The organism is Allokutzneria oryzae (assembly GCF_042429765.1).
Taxonomy (GTDB): domain Bacteria; phylum Actinomycetota; class Actinomycetes; order Mycobacteriales; family Pseudonocardiaceae; genus Allokutzneria; species Allokutzneria oryzae.
Genome location: NZ_JBHLZU010000002.1, coordinates 200,232 through 221,256 on the forward strand (window position 1 = coordinate 200,232; position 21,025 = coordinate 221,256).

At 71.2% G+C, this 21,025-nt stretch carries 18 protein-coding genes; 13 read left to right on the plus strand and 5 right to left on the minus strand.

Going from position 1 to position 21,025, the window contains the following annotated elements:
* Window positions 1–131 precede the first annotated feature (131 nt).
* Entirely contained in the window at window positions 132–1,208 is a 1,077-nt protein-coding gene (locus ACFFQA_RS01335; RefSeq protein ID WP_377849646.1) for a DUF4192 domain-containing protein, read from the plus strand.
* Between the two features lie 62 nt (window positions 1,209–1,270).
* Here ACFFQA_RS01335 and galE read toward each other — a convergent pair whose 3' ends face one another.
* Genes galE through ACFFQA_RS01350 form a run of 3 tightly spaced genes read right to left on the minus strand, consistent with a single transcriptional unit; the run spans window position 1,271 to window position 4,152 of the window.
* Complete coding sequence (gene galE, locus ACFFQA_RS01340; protein WP_377849647.1) at window positions 1,271–2,221, minus strand: UDP-glucose 4-epimerase GalE; 951 nt, start codon at window positions 2,219–2,221, stop codon at window positions 1,271–1,273.
* Window positions 2,222–2,245: 24 nt separating this feature from the next.
* Entirely contained in the window at window positions 2,246–3,463 is a 1,218-nt protein-coding gene (galK, locus tag ACFFQA_RS01345; protein ID WP_377849648.1) for a galactokinase, read from the minus strand.
* Window positions 3,460–4,152, minus strand: a complete 693-nt coding sequence (locus tag ACFFQA_RS01350) for an iron-dependent transcriptional repressor DtxR (protein ID WP_377849649.1) — start codon at window positions 4,150–4,152, stop codon at window positions 3,460–3,462. Before ACFFQA_RS01350 ends, galK begins: the two co-directional genes overlap by 4 nt.
* Before the next feature lie 98 nt (window positions 4,153–4,250).
* On the opposite strand from ACFFQA_RS01350, the gene ACFFQA_RS01355 reads away from it, so the two are divergent.
* From ACFFQA_RS01355 to ACFFQA_RS01410, 12 genes are all read left to right on the plus strand, one after another.
* Window positions 4,251–5,099 carry a sulfurtransferase gene (locus ACFFQA_RS01355; protein WP_377849650.1) on the plus strand — a complete coding sequence of 283 codons (849 nt, stop codon included), beginning with the start codon at window positions 4,251–4,253 and terminating at the stop codon, window positions 5,097–5,099.
* Window positions 5,096–6,391 (plus strand): APC family permease, encoded by a 1,296-nt coding sequence (locus tag ACFFQA_RS01360; RefSeq protein WP_377849651.1) that lies wholly within the window; start codon window positions 5,096–5,098, stop codon window positions 6,389–6,391. Before ACFFQA_RS01355 ends, ACFFQA_RS01360 begins: the two co-directional genes overlap by 4 nt.
* A 22-nt stretch (window positions 6,392–6,413) precedes the next feature.
* Window positions 6,414–7,592: a sensor histidine kinase gene (locus ACFFQA_RS01365; RefSeq protein WP_377849652.1), complete on the plus strand. Its 1,179-nt coding sequence runs from the start codon at window positions 6,414–6,416 to the stop codon at window positions 7,590–7,592.
* Window positions 7,589–8,254 (plus strand): response regulator, encoded by a 666-nt coding sequence (locus ACFFQA_RS01370; protein WP_377849653.1) that lies wholly within the window; start codon window positions 7,589–7,591, stop codon window positions 8,252–8,254. The genes ACFFQA_RS01365 and ACFFQA_RS01370 overlap by 4 nt, the downstream gene beginning before the upstream one ends.
* Window positions 8,255–8,364: 110 nt before the next feature.
* Window positions 8,365–9,633 carry a cytochrome ubiquinol oxidase subunit I gene (locus ACFFQA_RS01375; RefSeq protein ID WP_377849654.1) on the plus strand — a complete coding sequence of 423 codons (1,269 nt, stop codon included), beginning with the start codon at window positions 8,365–8,367 and terminating at the stop codon, window positions 9,631–9,633.
* 13 nt (window positions 9,634–9,646) lie between these two features.
* Entirely contained in the window at window positions 9,647–10,423 is a 777-nt protein-coding gene (locus ACFFQA_RS01380; RefSeq protein WP_377849655.1) for a cytochrome d ubiquinol oxidase subunit II, read from the plus strand.
* Complete coding sequence (gene cydD / locus ACFFQA_RS01385; protein ID WP_377849656.1) at window positions 10,420–11,958, plus strand: thiol reductant ABC exporter subunit CydD; 1,539 nt, start codon at window positions 10,420–10,422, stop codon at window positions 11,956–11,958. Before ACFFQA_RS01380 ends, cydD begins: the two co-directional genes overlap by 4 nt.
* Window positions 11,955–13,469 carry an amino acid ABC transporter ATP-binding/permease protein gene (locus ACFFQA_RS01390; RefSeq protein ID WP_377849657.1) on the plus strand — a complete coding sequence of 505 codons (1,515 nt, stop codon included), beginning with the start codon at window positions 11,955–11,957 and terminating at the stop codon, window positions 13,467–13,469. The genes cydD and ACFFQA_RS01390 overlap by 4 nt, the downstream gene beginning before the upstream one ends.
* The gene (locus ACFFQA_RS01395) at window positions 13,424–13,996 is read left to right on the plus strand and encodes a hypothetical protein (RefSeq protein WP_377849658.1); all 573 of its coding nucleotides are present in this window, start codon (window positions 13,424–13,426) and stop codon (window positions 13,994–13,996) included. The genes ACFFQA_RS01390 and ACFFQA_RS01395 overlap by 46 nt, the downstream gene beginning before the upstream one ends.
* An 85-nt stretch (window positions 13,997–14,081) precedes the next feature.
* Window positions 14,082–15,905 carry a glycoside hydrolase family 97 protein gene (locus ACFFQA_RS01400; RefSeq protein ID WP_377849659.1) on the plus strand — a complete coding sequence of 608 codons (1,824 nt, stop codon included), beginning with the start codon at window positions 14,082–14,084 and terminating at the stop codon, window positions 15,903–15,905.
* A gap of 9 nt (window positions 15,906–15,914) precedes the next feature.
* Window positions 15,915–17,090: an acetoin utilization protein AcuC gene (locus ACFFQA_RS01405; protein WP_377849660.1), complete on the plus strand. Its 1,176-nt coding sequence runs from the start codon at window positions 15,915–15,917 to the stop codon at window positions 17,088–17,090.
* Window positions 17,091–17,107: 17 nt separating this feature from the next.
* Complete coding sequence (locus ACFFQA_RS01410) at window positions 17,108–19,774, plus strand: bifunctional acetate--CoA ligase family protein/GNAT family N-acetyltransferase (protein ID WP_377849662.1); 2,667 nt, start codon at window positions 17,108–17,110, stop codon at window positions 19,772–19,774.
* A gap of 13 nt (window positions 19,775–19,787) precedes the next feature.
* On the opposite strand, the gene ACFFQA_RS01415 is transcribed toward ACFFQA_RS01410, so the two are convergent.
* Both ACFFQA_RS01415 and ACFFQA_RS01420 read right to left on the minus strand, forming a co-directional pair.
* Window positions 19,788–20,288 (minus strand): DUF4232 domain-containing protein, encoded by a 501-nt coding sequence (locus ACFFQA_RS01415; RefSeq protein ID WP_377849663.1) that lies wholly within the window; start codon window positions 20,286–20,288, stop codon window positions 19,788–19,790.
* Window positions 20,289–20,480: 192 nt separating this feature from the next.
* Entirely contained in the window at window positions 20,481–20,963 is a 483-nt protein-coding gene (locus tag ACFFQA_RS01420; protein ID WP_377849664.1) for a MarR family winged helix-turn-helix transcriptional regulator, read from the minus strand.
* Window positions 20,964–21,025 lie beyond the last annotated feature (62 nt).

The following is a 21,025-nucleotide window of genomic DNA, read 5'->3' on the forward strand; positions in this document are numbered from 1 at the left end:
CTACACCACATCACCGACGAGCTCGGCCCGCACCAGTACCTCGCGGGCCGAGTTCTCCACATCGGCCCCCGTTGTCCACAGATCCGCCCCGGCCCACCCCGCGCCGCCGGGCTCCCGGTGAAGGTGGGGGCATGCCTTCCAGCGCCCAGCCTTCGAGCACGGAACCGACCGGTACCCGCGGAACGCTCCGGCTCCGTGACGTCGCGGACCTCGTCGCCGGGGTCCCCCATCTGCTCGGCTTCCACCCCACCGACTCCCTGGTCCTGATCTGTCTCGCCGAACGCGACGGCGGGATCCACGTCGGCCTGGCCCTGCGCGTGGACCTGCCGCCCGTGCGGCACCAGCACACCGTTGCGGCCCAACTACTTCAGCCCGTGATCGCGCACGACGCCACAGAGGTGATCACGGTGGTGGTGTGCCAGGGCAGCCCGCCACCCTGGCCCGCGGAACCGCCGCACTCCGGGCTGATCGCGGCCCTGGACGAGGTGTTCGCGACGGGGCGGGTCCAGGTCAGGCACGCGGTCTGGACGGAGTCCATTGAGGACGGATCGGCGTGGCGGTGCTACGACGAACCCGACTGCGGCGGGACACTGCCGGATCCGGCGGACAACCCTTTCGCCGCGGCGGCCGCGCTCCTGGGCAACGTCACCTTCGCGAGCCGGGACCAGATGCGCGCCGTGCTCGACCCCGACCCGCCGGACGCGCTGGCGACACGCACCGCCCTCATCGACGCGCTGCTCGACGGTTCGGGCGGGGTGAGCCCGCCGGGCTTCGACAGCCCGGCTGACGCGGTGCGAGCGCTGCGCGAGGCGGTTACCGCCGTCGCCGAGCGGAGGCTCGACCTCGCCGACGAGGACATCGCCAGGTTCGCTATGGCGCTCGCCGACCACAGGGTCAGGGACGCGTGCCTGGCGATGGTGCTCGGAACGCAGGCCGAAGCCGCGGAGAACCTGTGGCTGCGGCTGACCAAGGGCGTGCCCGGCCCGGAGCGGGCGGAACCCGCGACCCTGCTGGCATTCACCGCCTACCAGCGCGGCGACGGTGCGCTGGCGAGCATGGCGCTGGAGGTGGCGGAGGACGCCGACGGGGCGCACCGCCTCAGCCGGATGCTGCGCGTGGCCCTGGACGCGGGCATGCCGCCCGAGGAGCTCACGGTGCTCGCCCTGGACGGCGCGGCGGAGGCCCGCCGGCTGGAAGATCGGTCATGACCGCCGGTCACGGGCAGTTGCCGCGACCGGCGGACCACGACGGAGTTGTCGCCGGTACAGCCTCAGTGCTTGCGGGCGAACTCCCACGCGTCGCTGACGATGCTGGCCAGGTCGGTGCGCTGCGGCTTCCAGCCCAGCTCCTCCTGCGCCCGCTCGCTGGAGGCGACCAGCACGGCCGGGTCACCGGCGCGGCGAGGTGCCACAGTGGCGGGGATGGCGTGGCCGGTCACCTGGCGGCAGGTGTCGATGACCTGCTTCACCGAGAAACCGCTGCCGCTGCCCAGGTTGTAGATCCGGTGCGTGCCCGGCTCGGCGTGCTGCAACGCCAGCTGGTGGGCGTCGGCGAGGTCGACGACGTGCACGTAGTCGCGGATGCAGGTGCCGTCCTCGGTCGGCCAGTCGTCGCCGTACATCTGGACCTGCTCCCGCTGGCCGAGCGCGACCTGGAGCACGATCGGGATCAGGTGCGTCTCGACCGTGTGCCGCTCGCCGTAGTTCATGTAGGCGCCCGCGACGTTGAAGTACCGCAGGCTCACCGCGGCCAGCCCGTGCGCGGCGGCGTAGGAGGTGATCGCGAGGTCGATCGCCAGCTTCGAGGCGCCGTAGGTGTTGGTCGGCCAGGTCGGCGCCGACTCCTTGATCGGCACCTCCTCCGGCTCGCCGTAGGTGGCGGCGGTGGAGGAGAACACCAGGCGCGGGGTCCCGTTGTCGCGCATGGCGTCGAGCAGGTTCAGCGCGGTGCCCACGTTGCCGTGCCAGTACTTGGCCGGGTTCTCCATGGACTCCCCGACCAGCGACTTGGCCGCGAAGTGCAGCACCCCGTCGAAGCCCTCGGCCAGCAGCGAGCCCGCGTCGCCCGCGTCACCCTCCACGAAGCGCGCGCCGTGCGGAACCGCGTCGGCGTGCCCGGTCGAGAGGTCGTCGAGCACGACCACCTCGTGCCCGGCCTCCAGCAGCCGGGCAGCGTTGACGCTGCCGACGTATCCGGCCCCGCCCGTGACGAGCAGCTTCACCTGGTTCCTACCTTCCTCAAGGGGTCATGCGTTCTTGTCGTTCTGGTCTGTCTCGTGCTCGCCTGCGTGGTCCCGGCCCGCGCCGGCGGCGGGCACCGCCACGAACAGCCGGGGCTGGGTGAACGAGCGCTCGGCGAAGGCCGCGGTGACGGCCTGCCGCACGTCCCGCAGGATCTCGGTCGGCACCAGCGCGATGGCCGAGCCACCGAACCCGCCGCCGACCATGCGCGCGCCGAGCGCCCCGGCCGCCAGCGCCGCGTCGACCGCGACGTCCAGCTCCGCGCAGGAGACCCGGTAGTCATCGCGCAGGCTCTCGTGCGAGCCGGTGAGCAGCGGGCCGATCTCGGCCATCTTGCCCGCGCGCAGCAGGGCGACGGTCTCCAGCACCCTGGCGTTCTCCGTGACCACGTGCCGCGCGAGCGGCCCCAGCTCCTCCGGCAGCCGCCGCAGCGCCGAGGGCAGGTCGTCCACGGTCACGTCGCGCAGCGCCGGCACGCCCAGCAGCTCGGCCGCGCGCTCACAGCCGCGCCGCCGGTCGCCGTAGGCGGAGTCCGCCAGCGAGTGGTTCGCCCGGGTGTCGATCACCAGGACCGCCAGGTCCTTGGCGGCCGCGTCGAAGGGCACCTGCTCCGACTCGCCCGAGCGCACGTCGAGGAACAGCACGTTGCCCCGGGTGCAGCACAGCGAGGCCGTCTGGTCGAGCAGCCCGGTGGGCGCGCCGACGAAGTCGTTCTCCGAGTGCTGCACCCACTTGGCGATCTCCGCCCGGGTGGGCGCGCCGTCGGCGTCCAGCTCGTGCCCGGCGAGACCGAGCAGCGCCAGCGCCACCGCGCACTCCAGCGCGTGCGAGGAGGACAGTCCGGCACCCGCCGGCACGTCGCCCGCGATGACCAGGTCCGCCCCGCCGATGTCCAAGCCCTGGCGGCGCAGCGCCCACGCCACCCCACTGGGGTAGGCCGGCCAGCCGGTCACCGACCCGGGCTCCAGGTCCGCCACCGCGACCGGCTCCGCCCGCTGGGCCTTGCCGTTGTCGGAGATCGTGGTGACCGCGAGCAGCCCGTCCGGCCGCGGCGCCGCGGCGACCGCGATCCGGTGCGGCAGCGCGAACGGCAGCACGAAACCGTCGTTGTAGTCGGTGTGCTCACCGATCAGGTTCACCCGGCCGGGGGCCGACCACACGCCCAGCGGCGCGCGGCCGAGCTCGGCGGTGAAGGACTCGGCGGCGCGGCGGGCCTGACTCACCGGACGCGGACCAGCACCGCGTGCGCGATGTCCATGGTCAGCTCGGCCGAACCGTGCTCGCCGCGGACCGTCACCGGCTTGTTGGCGCCGGCCGCGGCCACCTCGACGTCCTTGCCCGGCACCACGCCCGCGTCCTTGAGGTCGGCCATCAGGTCGGGGTCGGGCTGCACGTGCTCGGCGATGCGGCAGATCTCCACCCGGCCGCCGCCCTGCTTGGCCACATCGGTCAGCCTGCGCAGGTCGCGCTCGACCGGGGGCGCGGGCTCACCGACCCCGAGCTTGTCCAGCCCGGGGATCGGGTTGCCGTACGGCGAGGTCGTGGGGTTGCCGAGCAGCTTGACCAGCTTGCGCTCGACCGCCTCGCTCATCACGTGCTCCCAGCGGCACGCCTCGGCGTGCACGTGCTCCCACTCCAGGCCGATCACGTCGACCAGCAGCCGCTCGGCGAGGCGGTGCTTGCGCATCACCGAGATCGCCCGAGTCCGGCCGGACTCGGTCAGTTCGAGGTGCCGGTCCCCGGCCACCACGAGCAGGCCGTCGCGCTCCATCCTGGCGACCGTCTGGCTCACGGTCGGGCCGCTCTGCTCCAGCCGTTCGGCGATTCGGGCGCGCAGTGGGACCACGCCCTCCTCTTCGAGTTCGTAGATGGTGCGGAGATACATCTCCGTCGTGTCGATGAGGTCGTTCACACCGCTCCCCTTCGTCCCGTCCGATGTTAGTCCTAGTGGCTGACATCGAACGTGGGCGGTTGCTGCACCCGAGTGAGCCGGGCGTGCAGTATGGGCGCGTGTCGCCCTTGATCACACCGGCCCTGCTCGCCGAGGCGTGCTCCGCCGGCCCAGGTCCCGTTGTACTCGATGTCCGCTGGCGCCTGACAGGCCCACCAGGACGTGAAGACTACGACCGGGGGCACCTGCCCGGCGCTGTCTTCGTCGACCTGGACCGCGAGCTGGCCGCCGAACCGGGAGCGGGGGGACGGCACCCCTTGCCGGAGCCCGAGGCACTCCAGGCCGTGCTGCGCGCGGCGGGGGTCACCGCCGACCGGCAGGTGGTCGCCTACGACGCGGGCGACGGCTCGGTCGCGGCGCGCGCGTGGTGGTTGCTGCGCTGGGCGGGACACGAGCGGGTCAGCGTGCTCGACGGCGGGTTCGCCGCATGGGTGGAGGAGGGGCGCCCGGTCACCACCGAGGTGCCCGCCCCGGAGCCGGGTGACTTCGAGGTGCGGCCGGGCGGCATGCCGGTGCTCGACGCCGAGCAGGCCGCCGAGCTCGCCTCGGCGGGCACGCTGCTCGACGCCCGCGCGCCGGAGCGCTACCGGGGCGAGGTCGAGCCGATCGACCCCGCGGCCGGACACGTGCCGGGCGCCCGCAACGCGCCGTTCTCCCGGCACCTCGGCGACGACGGCCGGTGGTTGTCCTCCAGCGAGCTGGCGCAGCGGTTCGCCGAGCTCGGCGTGCGTCCGAGCGAGCCGATCGGCGCGTACTGCGGCTCCGGCGTGACCGCCTCTTCGGTGGTGCTCGCGCTGGAGGTGGCCCGGCTCACCAGCCAGGAGCGCCCGGCCGCGCTGTACGCGGGGTCCTGGTCGCACTGGTGCACCGACCCGGACCGCCCGGTCGCCACCGGTCCGAATCCGTGAGCACGCCGGTTCCCTTGTCCCACAAGGAGAACCGGCGTCCCCTCGGCGTCGCGGACCTGGTGTTCTTCGTGGTAGCCGCGTCCGCCCCGCTCACCGTGGCGGCGGGCGGGGTACCGCAGGTGTACGCGGCCACCGGCGTGCTCGGCCTGCCGGTGCTCTACCTGGTGCTCGCCGCCGTGCTCGCGGTGTTCTCCGCCGGGTACGCGGCGATGAGCAGGCACATCGTCGACGCGGGCGCCTTCTCCGCTTACGTCACCGAGGGCTTCGGTGAACGGGCGGGAACGGCGGCGGCGACCGTCGCGCTGATCGCCTACAACTCCATGCAGGTCAGCCTCTACGGCCTGTTCGGAGTCGCGGCGTCCGGGCTGCTGTCCACCAGCTCCGGCTGGAGCGTGCCGTGGTGGGTGTGCGCCCTGGGCGCGATGGCGCTGGTCGCGGTGCTCGGCTACCTGCGGGTGGACCTCAACGCTCGCGTGCTCGCGGCGCTGTTGCTCGTGGAGACGGTCGCGGTGATCGTCTTCGACGTCGCCGAGCTCGGTGGCGGCGAGCCCGCCGCGCAGGTGTGGAGCCCGGCTTCGGTCGCGACCGGGGCGGCGGGCGCGGCGCTGTGCTTCATGATGGGCAGCTTCGTCGGCTTCGAGTCGGCGGCGATCTACGGAGAGGAGTGCCGCGACCCCCGGCGCACCGTCGCGCGGGCCACCTACGTCTCGGTCGGCTTCATCGGCATCGGCTACGCGGCCACCGCGTGGGCCTTCGCCGCCGGGGCCGGCGTGGACGGTGTGCTCGGCGCTTCCGCCGAACACGGGCCGGAGCTGTTCTTCGTGCTCGCCGAGCGCGGTGTCGGTGGCTGGTTCGTCGATCTGACCCGCGTCTTCTACGTCACGAGCCTGTTCGCCGCGTTGCTGTCCTTCCACAACGTGGTCGCTCGGTACTTCCTCGCCTTGGGGCGCAAGGGAACCCTGCCACGCGCGCTGGGCAGGACGCACCCCGAGCACGGTTCGCCCCACGTCGGTTCGCTGACCCAGAGCGGGCTGGCGCTGGTGGTGGTCGGCGGGTTCGCGCTCACCGGCATGGACCCGGTCAGCACGCTGTTCACCTGGCTCACCAACGTGGGTTCGCTCGGGGTGATCCTGCTGCTGACGGTCACCTCGCTGGCGATCACGGTGTTCTTCGCCGGGCGACCGCGCGAGCGTTGGTGGTCGCAGCGGGTCGCGCCCGTGCTGGGCACGCTGCTGCTGGCCGCGATCCTGGTCCTGTCGATCAGCCAGTTCGACGTCCTGCTGGGGCTCTGAACCGGGCTCTATGCTGCCGGTCATGGCCGAGTCCCGTTCCGGCTCCGCGTGGCCGCTCCGGGGGCGTGCCGCCGACATCGCCGTCACCGCTGGCGTCGCTCTGTGCGTCGTGGGCGGTAAGGTGCTCGGCATCATCCTCAGCAAGGACGTCGTGAGTGCAGGGTTCCTCGGCTGGGTGATGATCGTGATCGCGTGCACCGCGGTGTGGTTCCGCCGCCGTCATCCGGTCGCGGTCGTGCTGGTGACCTTCCTGACGTGCGCGGTGTACTACCCGTTCACCGAGCCTGGCAGCCCGATCCTGCTCACCTTCGTCGTCGCGCTCTACACGGCGGCGGCCGAGGGACACCTGGCCGTCGCGGTGATCGTCGCCGTGGTCACGGTGATCGCGGTCGGCTACGGCGAGCTGAGGACCTCGGTCCGGCACGTCGACGACATCGCGTTGTTCATGATGGTCGGCTGGCTGGTCGCGGTGATCGCGGTCGGCGGGGTGAAGCGCAACCGCCAGGCGTTCCTGGAGGCGACCGAGCAGCGCGCGGTCGAGGCGGAACGGGGCAAGGAGGAAGAGGCGCGGCGGCGGGCGGGTGAGGAGCGGCTGCGCATCGCGCGGGAGCTGCACGACGCGCTCGGCCACAACCTGTCGATGATCCACGTCCAGGCCAGCGCCGCGCTGCACGGTGGTGACCCGGCGCAGTCGCGGGAGGCCCTGAAGGTGATCAAGCAGGCCAGCAAGGAGGCGTTGCGCGAGCTGCGCACGACCCTCGGCGTGCTGCGCCAGGTGGACGAGCAAGCGCCGACCGCGCCGGTGCCGAGCCTGGCGCGACTGCGCGACCTGGTCGAACGCGCCGAGGCCAGCGGAGGGCTTGAGGTGCGCACCGAGGTCGTCGGCGCCGAGCGACCGGTGCCGCAGCAGGTGGACCTCGCGGCCTACCGAATCGTGCAGGAGGCTCTGACCAACGTGACGCGGCACGCGAAAGCGAGCACGGCGACAGTGCGCGTGCACTACGACGACGACGTGGTGCGGGTGGAGATCGAGGACGACGGCACAGGGGGACCGGTGACACCGGGCAACGGCATTCACGGCATGGAAGAGCGGGTCCGGCTGCTCGGTGGCGAGTTCGGCGCGCGGCAGGGGACTGACGGCGGGTTCCTGGTCACCGCAACCCTGCCTGTCACGGACACCGTGCTGGGGGAGAGCACGTGATCCGGGTGCTGCTGGCCGACGACCAGACCCTCGTGCGCGCCGGGTTCCGCTCCATCCTCGACGGCGAGCCCGACATCACCGTGGTCGGCGAGGCGCCCGACGGGGCCGCCGCGGTGCGGATGACCCGTGAGCTCGCGCCGGACGTGGTGCTGATGGACATCCGGATGCCGGAGCTCGACGGACTTGAGGCGACCAGCCGCATCGTGGGAGACGGAAAGCTGGCCGGTACCAAGGTGATCATCCTGACCACCTTCGACATGGACGACTACGTCTACGGCGCGCTGCGCTCCGGCGCGAGCGGGTTCCTGGTCAAGGACACCGAGCCGATGGAGCTGATCCACGGCGTCCGGGTGGTGGCGCGCGGCGACGCGCTGCTCGCGCCCGCGGTCACCCGCAGGCTGATCGCCGAGTTCGCCTCGCGGGTCGCCCGGCCCGCCCCGAGCCCCAGGCTGGCGGCCCTCACCGACCGCGAGCGCGAGGTCATGGCCCTGGTCGCGGCGGGGCTGTCCAACGACGAGATCGCCGCGCGCCTGGTGCTGAGCCCGGCGACCGCCAAGACCCACGTCAGCCGGATCATGACCAAGCTCGCCGTGCGGGACCGCGCGCAGCTGGTGGTGCTCGCCTACGAGTCGGGCATGATCACTCCGGGTTGGCTGGGCTGAGGACAACCCCGGTAGTACGGGGACACCACTAGGGGACAACCGGTGGGGTAGCACGGGTGTCCGCTCGCGCGGGACGACCGCGGGCACCTCCGCCGAGCACGCTCTACCGCGTGGAGACACTGGACCTGGCTCGCCTTCAGTTCGCGCTGACCGCGGGCGCGCACTTCCTGTTCGTCGCGTTGACGCTCGGGCTCGCGACCGTGGTGGCCGTCCTGCAGACCCGGGCGACGCTGCGCCCCTCGCCGACGAGCACGCGGATGACCCGGTTCTGGGGGCAGCTCTACGTCACCAACTACGCGATGGGCATCGTCACCGGGTTGGTGATGGAGTTCCAGTTCGGCTTGAGCTGGAGCGGCCTGACCCATTTCGCAGGCAACGTCTTCGGGGCGTCGCTGGCGATGGAGACGCTGGTGGCGTTCTTCATCGAGTCGACGTTCCTCGGCCTGTGGATCTTTGGCTGGGGGCGGCTCAACAGGTGGGCGCACCTGGCCGCGATCTGGGTCGTCACGCTCACCGCCTACGCCTCGGCCTACTGGATCCTGGTGTCCAACGGGTTCCTGCAGAACCCGGTCGGCTACGAGGTCGTCGGCGACTCGCTGCGGCTGACCGACGTGTCCGCGGTGCTGACCAACCCGAACACGATCATGGCGTTCTGGCACGTGCTGACCGGAGCACTGGTGACCGCGGGCTTCTTCCTCGCCGGGGTCAGCGCCTACCACCTGCTGCGCCGCACCGGCGACACCGAGCTCTTCGCCAGCTCGCTGCGGATCGGCGTGTTCACCGCCGCACCCGCGCTGCTGGCCTCCGCCGCCACGGGCGGCATCCAGCTGTCGGAGCTGGCCACCACCCAGCCGATGAAGCCGAAGCTGCTGGGCTCCAACGCCGAGGAGTTGGCGAAGGTGGAAGCCGGGCTGGTCGAAAGGTTCGGGCCCGGCGACTACCTGCCACCGGCGGGCTGGGCGCAGGCGGGTGGACTGGTGATGCTGATCGTCTTCGTCCTGCTGTTCAACCTCGGCGGGTTCAGCGCGCTGATGGCGTTGTCGAAGCGCGTCGTGCTGCGGTTCCGGTTGTGGCACATGGCATTGGTGGTCGCGATCCCGTTGCCCTTCGTCGCGATGATCGCCGGGTGGGTGTACCGCGAGGTCGGACGTCAGCCGTGGGTGGTCTACGGGCTATTGCGCACCTCCGACGCGGTGTCGCCGGTCTCGGTGGGGGAGATGCGGGCCTCGCTCATCGCGTTCACCGTCCTCTTCGGACTGTTGATCGTCGTCAACTCGGTCCTGTTGGCGCGTCAGGCGAAGCGCGGCCCGGACGCGGTCGCGCTCGGCCGGGCCGCCGACGAGCACCGGCAGGCGCCCCTGCCCGCCGCGACCTACTGAGGAGAGCAGCACCATGGAGATCGTTGCGGTTGGCCTGCTCGCGTTCTTCGCCATCGGCTACTTCGTGCTCGGCGGGGCGGACATCGGCGTCGGCATGCTGTTGCCCTTCCTCGGCCGCGACAGGGCGGAGCGCCGACTCGTGATCACCGGGATCGCCCCGGTGTTCCTCGGCAACGAGGTCTGGCTCGTCGCCACCGCCGGAGTGCTGGTCGGCGCCTTCCCCGACCTGGAGGGCGAGCTGCTCACCGGCCTGTTCCCCGCGATCGTGGGACTGCTGCTCGGGTGGGTGGTCCGCGACGCCGGGCTGTGGCTGCGCCACCACATCGAAAGGCCCGTGTGGCAAGGGCTCTGCGACACCGCGATCGCCCTGGGCAGCTGGGCGGTGGCCCTCGCGTGGGGCTGGGCGCTCAGCTGCCTGCTCTCCGGCACGACCGACCACGTCGTCACCGAGCCGGGCGCACTGCTCATCGGGCTTGCCATCACGCTGCTCTTCGGCGTGCACGGCCTGGCCTTCGCAGCACTGCGGCTGTCCGGGACGTTGCGGGAGCGCGCGCTACGCCTGTCCGGGCCGTCCGGTGAACTCCGCACCTTCGCGTTGACCGGAGCCGTGATGGCGTTGCTGTGCCTGGCAGCCGGGTTCCGCCTGCCCCTGGTCCGCTCAGCGGCTGACCCCGCCACGCTGGAGCTCCTCGTCCCGGTGCTGTTGGTGATCACACCGTTGCTGGTGCTCGCGCAGGTCTGGTTGTGGCGGTTGTTCCGCCACCGGGTCGAAAGGCCGCTGTACCTGTGAACCCCGCCCGGATCGTCCTCGTTGCCGCACAAGGCATCCTGATTGTCGTCCAGGCTGAGCTGCTGGCGCGGGCGATCGCCCACCTCGACCCGCTGGTGCTGCCCTGGTTGGCCGTGACGGTAGCCGCTCGCGCCGTGGTGAGCTGGGCATATTCACTGCACAACCAGCGAGGAGCGGCGAAGCGGAAGGCCGACCTGCGCGTCGAGCTGCTCCGCCGCGCCGAGTCCCGTCCCTCCGGTGGCGAGTTCGCGACGCTGCTCACCAAGGGCTTGGACGCGCTCGACCCGTACTACGGCGGCTACGTCCCACAGCTCACGGCTGCGGTGGTCATTCCGCCGATCGTGTTGCTGCGACTGGGCTTCGCGGACCTGACCTCGATGGTGATCGTGCTGGTCACGCTGCCGCTCGTCCCGGTGTTCGGCGCGCTCATCGGGCTGCGAACGCGTGATGTCACCGAACGCCAGTGGGAGATGCTGAACCGCCTCGGCGGCCATTTCCGTGACGTCGTGGTCGGGTTGCCGACGCTGCGTGCGTTCAACCGCACCGAGCACCAGGCAGGCGTCATCCGAACAATGGCGGACGCGCACCGCCAGGTGACCATGGGCGCACTGCGGGTGGCATTCCTCTCTGGCCTCGTCCTGGAGCTTGTGTGCTCTCTGGCCGTCGCGCTCGTCGCGGTTCCGATCGGCCTCCGCCTGCTCGATGGCGGCATGAGCCTGGAGGCCGCGCTGGTCGTGCTGGTGTTGACCCCCGAAGCATTCCTTCCCTTGCGTGCCTTGGGAACCCGCTTCCACGCCGGAGCCGAGGGGCTGGCGGTGCTCGCGCGGGCCGAACGCGTCCTGGCCGAGCCGCGACCGCGTCGTGGGAAGACAACCACGGTTCTGGGCGAGATCCGCCTGGACGACGTCACGGTGACCTACCCCGGCCGCTCCCGTCCCGCGCTGCACCGGGTGTCCCTGGTAGTCGAGCCCGGTGAGCGGGTCGCCGTGACCGGACCGAGCGGAGCCGGGAAGTCCACGTTGCTGCACCTGCTGCTGGGCTTCGTCACCCCGGACAGCGGCCGGATCCTGGTGAACGGCGTCGATCTCGCCGATGTGGATCTCCACCACTGGCGCCGCGAACTCGCATGGGTACCGCAGAGCCCGCACCTGTTCGCCATGAGCATCGCCGACAACCTCCGCCTCGGTCTGCCGGACGCCTCGGACGACGCGCTCCGGGCGGCGGCGCACGCCGCCGGTGCCGAGGAGTTCATCGCGGAGCTCCGAGACGGCTACGACACGGTTCTGGGTGAGCGCGGCACGGGCCTGTCCTCCGGACAGCGGCAACGGTTGGCGCTCGCCAGGGCTTACCTCCGCGACGCGCCACTTGTGCTGCTGGACGAGCCCACGGCGAGGCTTGACCCACGAAGCGAGTCGGCGATCGTGACGGCCGCCGAGAGCCTCCTCGTCGGCCGCACCTCCCTCATCGTCGCCCACCGCCCCGCACTCCGTGCCCTCGCCGACCGCACACTCCACCTCCACCAGGGGCGCGCATGAAGGCCGTCATCGGAGCTGTCGCCAGCGGAGTCGCCGGAGAGATCTGCGGTGTGGGACTGGTGGTCGCCGCCGCGTGGTTGATCACACGCGCCGCCGAGCAGCCCCCGATCTCCGCGCTGGGGCTGGCCATCGTCGCCGTGCGAGGCTTCGCGATCTTCCGTGGTGTGTTCCGTTACGCCGAGCGGTTGACCGGCCACAACGTCGCGCTCCGCGCCGTCGCGGACCTCCGGGTTCGTGTCTACGAAACCCTTGTGCACCAACCAAAATATCGTGACGCGGACGCGCTCAAGCGGATGGTCGCCGATGTCGACAGCGTCCAGGACATGCTGTTGCGCGTGCAGTTCCCCACGGTGATCGCACTCGTCTCCAGCGTCGTCTCAATCACGGCGTGCGTGCTCGTGCAACCTGATGCCGGATTTGTCGTCGCGACCGGGATCGTACTCACCGCAACGGTAGTTCCCGCAGCGGCCGCACTAGCCGCACGCCGCACGGGAAAACTCGCGGCGCATGCTGCGCTGACGGAACACACGCTGGACCTGGTCGACGGAGCACGTGAGCTAGCAGCGGCCGGAGCTACCGAAGCCGCACTCGAACACGCAGACCTCTCCGCTGACGCGGTGCACTGCCTGGAGCGACGCTCTTCCCGAATCAGCAGCTTCGCGCTCGCGGCTGGCGTGCTCCTACAAGGGCTGACCGTCACTGTCGCATTGTCTCTGGCACCCAACGAGATCACCGCCGCTGTGCTTGCTTTCGCCACTCTCGCCGCATTCGAACTCCTCATGCCCTTGGCGGACGCGGCCCAACGATGGGTCGAACTTCGCCCTGCGGCACAACGTGTCACGGCGCTGTTCGACACAACTGTCCACAAGCGACAGAACGTCGGCTTCACGCTCACGCCGGGGACCACTGCGGTCATCGGCGCCAGTGGAGCTGGCAAGACCACATTGCTTGCCGCGCTTGCCGAACAGCAGCCGGAAGCGCGAGCGCTCACCCACGACGCGCACCTCTTCCGCGCCTCGGTACGCGCCAACCTGGTGCTGGCGAAGCCGGACGCGACAGAGGAGCAGATCCGCGAGGCACTGCGTCAAGCCGCGCTGCTCGATGTGGTCGGCGAACTCCCCGATGGGCTTGAAACCGTTGTGGGAGAAGGCGGTCACGGTCTCTCCGGCGGGCAGGAGCAACGCTTGCTGCTCGCCCGCGCGCTGCTCGCCGATCCGCCGGTGCTGTTGCTGGACGAGCCGACTGAGAGGCTCGACGGAGAACTCGCCGACGCCGTGCTCGACGCCGTGTTCGCGGCGAGGACCGGCCGGACCACGGTCGTCGTCACTCACGACACCCGGCTCGACCGGTTTGACCGCGTTGTCGAACTGGACGGCGGGCGCATCGTCTACGAGGGGGAACCACAGTGCAGAAGCGAGCCCGGCATCTCCTGGTCTGGCTGCACGTCATCACGTCAGTCGGATGGATGGGACAAGCGGTCGCCCTCTTCGCCCTGTTCGTCTTCGGGCTGAACACGCGGGACCCGGCGCTGCTGGCGAGTGCGAACGCGATGAGCGTGGTGCTGGACAAGCAGGTTCTGGCGCACCTGGCCAACGCCTCCGCTTTCACCGGCTTCATGTTGTCCGCGCTGACGCAGTGGGGCTACTTCCGGCACTGGTGGGTCCTGGTCAAGTTCGTGATCACCGTCATCCAGCTCGCGCTCGGCGTGTTCGTGCTCGTACCCACCGTGGCGGGGATCAACGTCTTCGCCACCGCGATGATGAGCGCCGCCATCGCGTTCCAGGCGTGGTTGTCGGTGGCGAAGCCGTGGAAACGGACACCGTGGACCGCGCCCGGCAAGATGCCGACCGGGCCGGGGTGGATGTTCGTGGTCTCGCTCATCGTCCCAGTGGTCGACTTCGCTGTCGGATTCGGTGTGTTCGGGCATCCGCAGCCGTTGCTGTCGCTCATGGTCGCGGTCGGATATCCCGTCTGGACGCGTCAGCTGCGCAAGGCGGCGCAGGGACGACGGCTTTCCTCGGCCGCAGCGCCGAACTGATTCCATACATCGGAGGATTGTCCGGTCTGGGTCACTGCTGTTGACTCGTGTGGACCGCCGCGCTCACGCTCATCCTGGAGAGCTCATGAGGCGCGTCCTGACCCTGTTGGCAACCATGGCCCTAGCCGGTGGAGTGCTCGCGGCCCCGGCGGTAGCCGCCCCGACGACATGGCGGCTCACCTCGCCAGATGGTCGCGGGCCGACCGCGACGATCACCCTGGGCGACGGCGGTCTTTCGCTGTCGGTCAGCCGGGGGCGCACCGTCGTTCTCCAGCCGTCCGCGCTCGGGGTCCGGACCGCCACCGCGGACCTGACCCGTGGCCTGTCCCTCGTCGGAAAAGAAAGACATCGGGTCAAAGAGCGCTATGAGACTGTAACCGGTCGCCAGCGCAGGCACGAGTCCGACGCCGTCGAGACGACGCTTCGCTTCACCGCGTCCGGTCAGCGTCTCGACCTGGTTGTCCGGGTCTCCGCCGACGGCCTGGGGTACCGCTACGTGCTGCCCGGGGCTGGACCGATCACCGTCACCGGTGAGGCGTCGGAGTACGCCGTGCCCGCCGCCGCGCGGGCGATCCTGTTGCCCTACAACAGTCGCAGCGACTACGAGTCCATCCACCGGCACTCGACCGTCGGCACGGCGCAGACCGGCGAGTACGGCTACCCGTCGCTGTTCAAGGTCGCGGACACCTGGCTGCTGGTCTCCGAGTCGAACATGAGCGGTGCCTACGGCGCGACTCGGCTGAGCCTCGGGGACGACCGGAAGTTCAAGGTCACGCTGCCGGACGCGGGCGGATCGGTCACGACAGCTCCGTTCGCCAGTCCCTGGCGCACCCTGACCATCGGTGACCTGCCGACCGTGGTGGCCAGCGACCTCGGTACCGACCTCGCCGAGCCGTCCCGGATCGCCGACACCTCGTGGATCAAGCCAGGGGTGTCGGCGTGGTCGTGGTGGGGCGACGGCACCGGAGACCTCGCGGTGCAGAAGCGGTACGCCGACTACGCGGCTGACCAGGGCTGGGAGTACATCCTGGTCGACTCCGGCTGGGCCACCTGGCAACCGGGCCAGGTCCAGGAGCTCATCGCCCACGCCAAGGCGCGCGGGGTCGGCGTGCAGCTGTGGGTGCGCTGGACCGACGTGGACACCGAGGAGGAGCGCGAGGCCAAGCTGCCGCAGTGGCGCGAGTGGGGCGCGGTCGGCCTCAAGATCGACTTCATGGACTCCGACGGCCAGGAGCGGATGCGGTTCTACGACGCGATCCTGGCGGCGACCGCGCGGAACAAGCTGATGGTCAACTTCCACGGCTCGACCGTCCCGCGCGGCATCGAGCGCACCTGGCCGCACGTGATGACCATGGAGGGGGTGCGCGGAGCGGAGGGGATCAAGCCGAAGCCGGACCGCAAGCCGTTCCCGCTCGCGCACTACGCGACCCTGCCGTTCACCAGGAACCTGGCCGGATCGATGGACTTCACCCCGGTCACCTTCAGCGCGGTGCGCGAGAACACCGACGCCGCGGAGCTCGCGCTGTCGGTGGTCTTCGAGTCCGGGGTCCAGCACTTCGCCGACCGGATCGCCACCTACGCGAACCACCCACTGGCGCAACGGTTCCTGCGAAGCGTGCCCACGGTGTGGGACCGCACCGAGCTGGTGTCCGGTGACCCCGGCGACCACGCGGTGCTGGCCCGGCGCAACGGTGACGAGTGGTTCGTCGGCGCGATCACCGCCGAGCAGGCCCGGACGCTGGAGGTGCCGTTGCGCTTCCTCGGTCCGGGGACCTGGCGGGCGGAGATCTACTCCGACACCGCCGACCGCCGGATCACCTCGGTGACGCGGTCAGTCACGGCGGGCGACACCCTGGTCCAGCCGGTGGGGCGCGGCGGAGGCTTCGCGGTCCGCCTTACCCGGGGGTAGTTTGCCCGTATGGGTGAGCGCGCTGCGGTGGTGTGGGACGAGAGCTTCCTCGGGTACGACCTCGGCGGCGACCATCCCCTGAACCCGGTCCGGCTCGACCTCACCATGCGCCTGGCCACCGAGCTGGGCGTGCTGGACGGGGTCGAGCCGGTCACCCCGCAGCAGGCCGCCGACGAGGACATCGAACGGGTCCACGACCCCAGCTACCTCGCCGCGGTGCAGGCCGCGCCGTACTCGGGGTGGGACGTCGGCCACGGCCTCGGCACTGCCGACAACCCGGTGTTCGACCGCATGCACGAGGCGTCCGCGCTGGTCGTGGGCGGTTCGCTGGCGGCGGCCGAGCGCATCGCCTCCGGGGCAGCCGACCGCGCGATCAACATCGGCGGCGGCCTGCACCACGCCATGGCCTCGCACGCCGCCGGGTTCTGCGTCTACAACGACTGCTCCGTCGCCATCGCCTGGTTGCTGGCCAACGGCTTCGACCGGATCGCCTACCTCGACGTGGACGTGCACCACGGCGACGGCGTGCAGGCGTCCTTCTACGGCGATCCCCGGGTGCTCACGATCTCCGTGCACCAGCACCCCATGACGCTGTGGCCGGGCACCGGCTACCCCCGCGAGCTCGGCACCGGTGGGGCGGAAGGCACCTCGGTCAACCTCGCCCTGCCGCCCGGGACGAAGGACGCGGGCTGGCTGCGCGCCTTCTCCGCCGTGGTGCCCGCGACCCTGGCCGCGTTCCGGCCGCAGATCCTGGTCACCCAGTGCGGCGCGGACACCCACCGCGAGGACCCGCTCGCCGACCTCTCGCTCACCGTCGACGGGCACCGGGCCATCTACAAGCGGCTCCGGGACCTGGCGGAGACCTACGCGGGGGGCAAGTGGCTCGCGCTCGGCGGCGGCGGGTACTCGCTGTTCCGGGTGGTGCCGAGGTCGTGGACCCACCTGCTCGCGACGGTGCTCGACCGCGACCTGGACCCGGACACCACCGTTCCGGCGGGGTGGATGGCGCACACCGCCCGCATCGCGCCGCACACCACGCTGCCCACCTCGCTCTCCGACGGCGGTGACACCGCGTTCGACCCCTGGGACGGCACCGCGGAGACCCAGCTGGACAACGCGATCCTGTCCACCCGGCGCGCGGTCTTCCCGCTGATCGGGCTCGATCCCGACGACCCGCGCGACTGACTCGGAGGAAGTCCACAATGGACGACGTGGTCACCGCGCCGACCGACCCCTACGACTATCCCCGCCACTGGGAAGCCGACGTCGTGCTCTCCGACGGCGGCACCGTGCACCTGCGGCCGATCGTGCCCGACGACGCCGAGAAACTGCTGGCCTTCCACGGCCGGATGAGCGAGCGCACCCGCTACCTGCGCTACTTCGGCCCGTACCCGCGCATCCCACCGCGCGACCTCGAACGCTTCACCACCGTCGACCACCGCGACCGGGTCGCGCTCGTCGCCCAGCTCGGGGACGACATCGTCGCGGTCGGCCGCTTCGACCGGCTCGGCTCCCGGGACGTGGCCGAGGTGGCTTTCGTGGTCGAGGACGCCCACCAGGGCCGCGGCCTCGGCTCGATCCTGCTCGAACACCTCGCCGCCGCGGCGAGGGAGACCGGCCTGCACGGCTTCGTCGCCGAGGTGCTCGCCGAGAACGGGCAGATGGTGCGGGTGTTCCGCGACGCCGGGTACTCGATCTCCAGGGCGATGGAGGACGGGGTGCTGCACCTGGAGTTCGCCATCGACCCGACCGAGCGGTCGGTGGAGGTCGCCCGCGCCCGCGAGCAGGCCGCCGAGGCGCGCAGCGTGCACAACCTGCTGCACCCGCGCTCGATCGCGGTGATCGGCGCGTCCACCGACCACGCCAAGGTCGGCCACGCCGCGCTGCGCAACCTGCTCTACGCGGACTTCGCCGGGCCGGTCTACCCGGTCAACGCCGAGCACCGCTCGGTCAGCGGCGTCCGCGCCTACGCCTCGGTGCTCGACATCCCCGACGAGGTGGACCTCGCGGTGGTCGCGGTGCCCTCCTCCGGGGTCGAGGACGTGCTCGACGACTGCCTCGCCAAGGGTGTCAAGGCGCTGGTGATCGTCAGCTCCGGCTTCGCCGAGACCGGTCCGGACGGCGCGGAGCTGCAGCGCCGGCTCTCGGCGGAGGCCCGCGCGCACGGCATGCGGGTGGTCGGCCCGAACGCGCTCGGCGTGATCAACACCGATCCGGCGGTCCGGATGAACGCCACCCTGGCGCCCGCCCCGCCCAGCAGGGGCCGCACCGGGTTCTTCTGCCAGTCCGGCGCGCTCGGCATCGCGATCCTGGCCGCGGCGACCGAGCGCGGCCTCGGCCTGTCCACCTTCGTCTCGGCGGGCAACCGCGCCGACCTGTCCGGCAACGACGTGCTCCAGTACTGGGAGACCGACCCGTCCACCGACGTGGTGCTGCTCTACCTGGAGTCCTTCGGCAACCCCCGCAAGTTCGCCCGCCTGGCGCGCAGGCTCGGCCGCACCAAGCCGATCGTCGCGGTGAAGTCCGGCAGGCACGCCGTCCGGCCGGGGCTCGCCGCGACCTCGGTCAGCGTGGACGACACCAGCGTTCAGGCGCTGTTCGAGCAGGCGGGCGTGATCCGGGTCGAGTCCCTCGCGCAGCTGTTCGACACCGCGCTCCTGCTGGAGTACCAGCCGCTTCCGCCCGGCCCGAGGGTCGCGGTGGTCGGCAACTCCTCGGCCCTGGGCATGCTCGCCGCCGATGCCGCGCTCGCCAACGGACTGCACCTCGCGTGCGACCCGGTGGACGTCGGCCCCGCCGCCGAACCGGAGGCGTTCGCCGAGGCGGTCAGCGAAGCCGTGCGACGCTCCGATGTGGACGCTCTCGTCGCGGTCTTCGTCCCGCCGGTCGCCATCCCGGGAACCGCGTACGCCAGGGCGCTGCGCGAGGCGGTCGCAGGCGTCGCCAAGCCGGTCGTGTCAACGTTCCTCGCGGTGGAGGGCGTCCCGGCGGAGCTGGCGGTGACCGGCCCGGACGGTGTCGCGGGGCGCGGGTCGATCCCGTCCTACCCGAGCCCGGAGCGCGCCGCGCTCGCGCTCGCCCGCGCGGCCCGCTACCAGCGCTGGCGCAACGCGCCGCAGGGCAGTGTCGTCCGCCCGGAGGGCATCGCCGCCGACCAGGCTCGGCTGCTGGTGGAGGAGTGGCTCGGCGCCGCCCAGCAGCGGGTGCTCACCGACGCGGAGACACTGCGGTTGCTGTACTGCTACGGCATTTCCGTCGTGCCCTACAAGGTTGTCTCGGACATGCACTCGGCCGTCACCGCCGCCGAGGAGCTGGGCTACCCGGTGGTGCTGAAGACCACCAGCGAGCGGATGCGGCACCGCACCGACCTCGTCGGCGTCCGGCTCGACCTCGACGGTCCGGCCTCGGTCCGCGGCGGGTACTCCGCACTGCACGAACTGTCCGGAGTGGACGAGGTGTACGTGCAGCGCATGGCGCCGCGCGGGGTTTCGTGCGTCATCGGGCTCCAGGACGACCCGTCCTTCGGCACCCTGGTGTCCTTCGGGGTGTCGGGAGTGGTCAGCGACCTGCTCGGCGACCGGGCCTACCGCGCCGTCCCGCTCACCGACGTGGACGTGGCCGACATCGTGCTCGCGCCGAAGGCCGCTCCGCTGCTCACCGGCTACCGGGGTGCGGAGCCCGCCGACCTGAAAGCGTTGCAGGACTTGGTGTTGCGCGTCGCCACCCTGGCCGAGGACCTGCCGGAGGTGCGCTCGCTGGCGCTGGAGCCGGTGCTGGCCTCGGCCGAGGGCGCGTTCGTCAGCAGCGCCAAGACCACCCTGGGCGCCCCGCCCTCGCGCGGCGACACGGGTCCGCGTCGCCTGCGCTGAGGGCACGCGCGACTCACTCGACGCCGGGGCGCACCTCGGTGACGCTGATCGGTCCGGCGATCGGGGCGGGCCACTCGGTGGTCACCCGGGCGCCCCTGGCCTCCGACGGCAGGGTGAACGACAGCCACGCGACGGGCTGGCGCTCGCCCTCCAGCCGGGTGCGGATGAGCGACGAGGCGGGCCGGCCGGGGGCCACGGTCACGGCCTCGGCGTTGACCGGCGAGCCGGTGATCTGCTGGATCGGCAGGGCCCGGCCGCTGTCGTCGGCGAACACCAGGTCGGTGGGGACGCCGCGCAGCACGCAGGTGCCGCCGGCCGAGGTGAACACAACCCGCCAGTACGAATGGCCCATACCGGAATCGTTGTAACGCACGGTCACGTTGACGTCGTTCGCGCCGCAGGGGGCCGCCACGATCGGGTTGGCCTGGGCCGCCCCGGCCATGGCCAGCGCCGCTGTGCTCATGGTGGCGACCACGGCGGCGGATGCGAAGCCGCGACGAAGGCTCGCGTTCATGGAGCAGACTCCTCAAATCCGGTGTTCGACGCCCGTTTTCCGAGGACTCGGGCATCGGGCGGGCCGAAGCGGCCCACGTGATCAAGACGACCGGAACGGCGGAGAAGTTGCTGCCAGTGGGCTAGCTCACCGGCATGGAGCAGCGCCCCTGTGCGCCACGTGGTGGTCACGCAGGGTTTATTAACCTTTTCTCTACGGAGTGGCCGTTTCAGCGCAGGACGAATTGTCCCAGGAGTCCCTGAGCTTGCCGCAGAGCGCCCCCAGCTGCGCCACCTCGGCCGCGGTGAGCGGGTCGAAGACGAGCTTGCGGACCTCGGAGACGTGACCAGGGGCGGCGGAGGTCAGGCTCGCCATGCCCTCGTCGGTCAGCTCGGCGAGCTGACCGCGCTTGTCCGTCGGGCAGGACTTGCGCCGCACCCAGCCGAGCTTCTCCAGCTTCGACACCGCGTGCGAGAGCCTGCTGCGCGAGTACTCCGACTGTTCGGCGAGCTCGCTCATCCGCAGCTCGCGGCGCGGCGCCTCGGAGAGCCGGACCAGGATCTCGTAGTAGGTCAGCGGGATCCCGGCGTCGCGCTGGAGCTGCCGGTCGAGCTGCTCGTTGAGCCTGCCCATCACGGAGACCAGTGCTCGCCACGTGCCCTGTTCGTCGGCTTCCAGCCACCGCGTGTCGCTCATGCGGTCCATCCTACCTTCTCTAGTTGAACTCTCAATCAAAGTGGGCTACTCTCCTGGTTGAG

Bases quoted from the DNA above. Each gene is read 5' to 3' on its own strand.
- ACFFQA_RS01395 (WP_377849658.1), top strand. From the start codon at position 13,424: ATGGGACAAGCGGTCGCCCTCTTCGCCCTGTTCGTCTTCGGGCTGAAC.
- ACFFQA_RS01400 (WP_377849659.1), top strand. From the start codon at position 14,082: ATGAGGCGCGTCCTGACCCTGTTGGCAACCATGGCCCTAGCCGGTGGA.
- ACFFQA_RS01335 (WP_377849646.1), top strand. From the start codon at position 132: ATGCCTTCCAGCGCCCAGCCTTCGAGCACGGAACCGACCGGTACCCGC.
- ACFFQA_RS01365 (WP_377849652.1), top strand. From the start codon at position 6,414: ATGGCCGAGTCCCGTTCCGGCTCCGCGTGGCCGCTCCGGGGGCGTGCC.
- ACFFQA_RS01405 (WP_377849660.1), top strand. From the start codon at position 15,915: ATGGGTGAGCGCGCTGCGGTGGTGTGGGACGAGAGCTTCCTCGGGTAC.
- ACFFQA_RS01380 (WP_377849655.1), top strand. From the start codon at position 9,647: ATGGAGATCGTTGCGGTTGGCCTGCTCGCGTTCTTCGCCATCGGCTAC.
- ACFFQA_RS01415 (WP_377849663.1), bottom strand. From the start codon at position 20,288: ATGAACGCGAGCCTTCGTCGCGGCTTCGCATCCGCCGCCGTGGTCGCC.
- ACFFQA_RS01410 (WP_377849662.1), top strand. From the start codon at position 17,108: ATGGACGACGTGGTCACCGCGCCGACCGACCCCTACGACTATCCCCGC.
- ACFFQA_RS01390 (WP_377849657.1), top strand. From the start codon at position 11,955: ATGAAGGCCGTCATCGGAGCTGTCGCCAGCGGAGTCGCCGGAGAGATC.
- ACFFQA_RS01420 (WP_377849664.1), bottom strand. From the start codon at position 20,963: ATGAGCGACACGCGGTGGCTGGAAGCCGACGAACAGGGCACGTGGCGA.